The 3,167-nt window shown below is 66.2% G+C and carries 3 protein-coding genes; all 3 read left to right on the top strand.

Going from position 1 to position 3,167, the window contains the following annotated elements:
- Nucleotides 1–1,277, top strand: a 1,277-nt coding sequence (locus I5W_RS14925; protein ID WP_044529820.1) for an ABC transporter ATP-binding protein, incomplete at its 5' end; no start/stop codon positions are given.
- 213 nt (nt 1,278–1,490) lie between these two features.
- Nucleotides 1,491–2,225, top strand: coding sequence for a cupin domain-containing protein (locus tag I5W_RS14915; protein WP_017453853.1), 735 nt, complete (start codon nt 1,491–1,493; stop codon nt 2,223–2,225).
- Nucleotide 2,226: 1 nt separating this feature from the next.
- Nucleotides 2,227–3,167, top strand: a 941-nt coding sequence (locus I5W_RS14910; RefSeq protein ID WP_044529818.1) for an NAD(P)/FAD-dependent oxidoreductase, incomplete at its 3' end; no start/stop codon positions are given.

Genomic DNA, 3,167 nt, shown 5'->3' with positions numbered 1-3,167 from the left:
CCTTCAAGAACGTGGTCAAGAAACTGGGCACCACTGCTGTCTATGTCTCGCACGACCTGGCGGTGGTGGCGCAGATGGCCGACCGCATCATCGTGCTGCGCGATGGCGCCGTGCGCGAGATCGGCGCCACCGAGCAGGTGCTGCACGCACCCGCCGACAGTTATACCCAAAGCCTGATCGCCGCCGCCTCGCCGGCTGCGCGCGTGGTGCAACTGCGCGAGATCCTGCCCGACACGGTGCCGGCCGAAGCCAAGGCACCGCTGCTGCGCATCAGCGGCCTGGTGGCCGGTTATGGTGCGCCGGATCGCCTGGGCCTGCCCAGTGTGCGTATCCTGGACGACATCAACCTCACCATCCAGCGCGGCAGCACCGTGGGCATCATCGGTGAGTCCGGCTCCGGCAAGACCACCCTGGCCCGTGCGGTGGCCGGCATGATCGCCCCGGCACGCGGCAGCATCCAGCTCGATGGCCAGAACCTGTCACCGACCCTGGAAGGGCGTACCCGCGAGCAATTCCGCCGCGTGCAGATCGTGTTCCAGAATGCCGATACCGCCCTCAATCCGGCGCACACCATCGGCCGCATCCTGAACCGTCCGCTGTCCTTCTATCACGGCTTGAAAGGCGAGGCCATGCGCCGTCGCACGGCCGAACTGCTGGACCTGGTCAAGCTGCCCTCCAGCGTGCTCGACCGCCTGCCGGCCGAACTCTCGGGCGGCCAGAAGCAGCGCGTGAACCTGGCGCGGGCGCTGGCGGCCAAGCCCGACCTGATCCTGTGCGACGAAGTGACCTCGGCCCTGGATACCGTGGTGGCTGCCGCCATCCTGGAACTGCTGGCCGAACTGCGGCGCGAGTTGCAGGTGTCCTACATGTTCATCAGCCACGACATCAGCACCGTGCGTGCCATCTGCGACGACATCGTGGTGCTCTATGCCGGCCGCATGGTCGCCAACCGTCCGCGTGAAGCCATGATGGCGCCGCCTTACCACCCGTATTCGCACCTGCTGCTGTCGTCGGTCCCGGCCATGCAGCAAGGCTGGCTGGAGCAGGTGGCCGGTGCCGGCCAGCACAAGCTGCCGCCCATCGGTGCGGTCGACCCGTCGCCGGAGATCTGCGCCTTCCTGCCGCGCTGTTCGCAGCGCATTGATGGCGTGTGCAACATGGTGCCGCCACGCCGCCGCAACATGGAACATGGCGGCGAGATCCTGTGCCATCGTTCGGACGCCGACCTGCAACAGTCGCAGACGCCGCTGGTGCCGGTGGAGGGCATCACCGTCTGAATCCCCCATGTGGTGGCGAGGCAAGCTGCTTGCCTGCGGCGTGCAGCGTGGCCGATGCATTAAGCCGTGTTTAATGCAGGATTTGCAGGGCATTAACCGCAGCTTTAGGTGCGTATCGTATAAAGACAGAGTCCTTGCCGGCCTAGTACGCCAGCCGGCAATTTGCCAGAAATGTGAACAGGCCCGCGTGGGCCTGACCTACCAGGAGAAGAAATGACTGCAGCGTTGGTGTTGTACCGTGCCTCTGGCGCCCCCTTGTCTACCCCATTCCATGCCGCCGCACTGAGCGCGGCCGATCCCCTGGGTGCATCGCGCGAGATCGCCTGGCAAGGTCGTGGCGGCATGAGTGCCGGACGCCTGCGTCTGCAAGGCAGCCTCGACATCGCCCGCTTCCCGCACCAGGAAACCCTGGTGGTGGTGCAGGGCGAGCTGACCATCGAGACCCAAGGCGCCGCGCCCCTGGTCGTCAAGCCCGACAGCGGTGTGGTCATCGCCACCGGTGCGGCCGTGCGCATCTCGGCCGCCGTCCCCACCCTGGCCGTGTTCTGCGCCGCCGACTGCCCGCAGCCGGTGCAGCCGGGTGTCTTCCCGCTGGTGGCCGAGGCCAATTTCAAGCCCTCGGCCAATTCCCTGCCCAAGGAAATCCTGCTGGGCGAGGTCCCCACCTGCCGCAGCGACAACGTGGTCGACGAAAGCTCCATCCACTGCAAGATCGGCACCTGGGATTCCACCCCTTACCACCGCATCGTGCGTGCTCATCCGGTCAATGAATTCATGCACCTGCTCGACGGTGGCGTGCGCTTGGCCGAGCCCGATGGCAGCGTGGTCGCGGTGGAGCAGGGCGATGCCGTGTTCGTGCCGCAGGGTGCGGCTGTGGGCTGGGAGAGCAGCCAACGCGTGGCCAAGTTCTACGTCACGCAGACCGTGCCGGCCGGGGAAGGAAAGTAAGATGTCGCCTCCGCTCGTACACGTCCAGACCCCGACCACACCGCCCGCCTCGGCCGACGTGGTCGTCATCGGTGGTGGCATCATCGGCATCTTCACCGCCTACTACCTCGCCAAGCGCGGGGTATCGGTGGTGGTGGTCGAAAAGGGCCGCATCGGCGCCGAACAATCCAGCCGCAACTGGGGCTGGTGCCGCCAGCAGAACCGCGATGCACGCGAACTGCCGATGGCCACCAAGAGTATCGACCTGTGGGAACAATTCTCGGCAGAGACCGGCGAGGACACGGGTTTCAACCGTTGCGGCCTGCTCTACCTGTCCAACGACGATGAAGAAATCAACCGCTGGGCCAACTGGGGCGAGTTCGCCAAGACTGCGGGCGTGACCACCTACATGCTCGACAGCAAGCAAGCCGCCGAACGCGGCCATGCTACTGGCCGCCAATGGAAGGGTGGGGTGTTCTCGCCCACCGATGGCACCGCCGATCCGGTCAAGGCCGCCCCCGCCGTGGCGCGCGCCATCATGAAGCTGGGCGGTCACGTGATCCAGCAATGCGCCGCCCGCGGCATCGAAACCGCAGGTGGACGGGTCTCGGGCGTGATCACCGAAGCCGGTGTCATCAAGACCAAGATCGCCATCATGGCCGGTGGTGCCTGGGCTTCATCTTTCTGCCACCAGTTGGGCATCCGCTTCCCGCAGGCCTCGGTGCGGCAATCGATCATGAGCGTGGCCGCGCTGCCGCAAGAGCTGCCGGGTGCGCTCTACACTTCCGGCGTGGCCATCACGCGGCGCAGCGATGGCTCCTATGCACTGGCCATCAGTGGCCGCGCCAAGGTCGATCCGACCATGCAGTTCCTGCGCTTCTCGCCGCAGTTCCTGCCGATGTTCGCCAAGCGCTGGCGCAGCCTCTCGCCGGGTGGCCGGAAGCCTTGCGCAGGGTCACGAAC

It is taken from the genome of Herbaspirillum sp. B65 (assembly GCF_000333555.1).
Taxonomy (GTDB): Bacteria; Pseudomonadota; Gammaproteobacteria; order Burkholderiales; family Burkholderiaceae_D; genus Herbaspirillum; species Herbaspirillum rubrisubalbicans.
Note: the sequence above shows the minus strand (reverse complement) of the source record. Positions and strands in the feature narration are given on the sequence as shown.

Bases quoted from the DNA above. Each gene is read 5' to 3' on its own strand.
- I5W_RS14915 (WP_017453853.1), top strand. From the start codon at position 1,491: ATGACTGCAGCGTTGGTGTTGTACCGTGCCTCTGGCGCCCCCTTGTCT.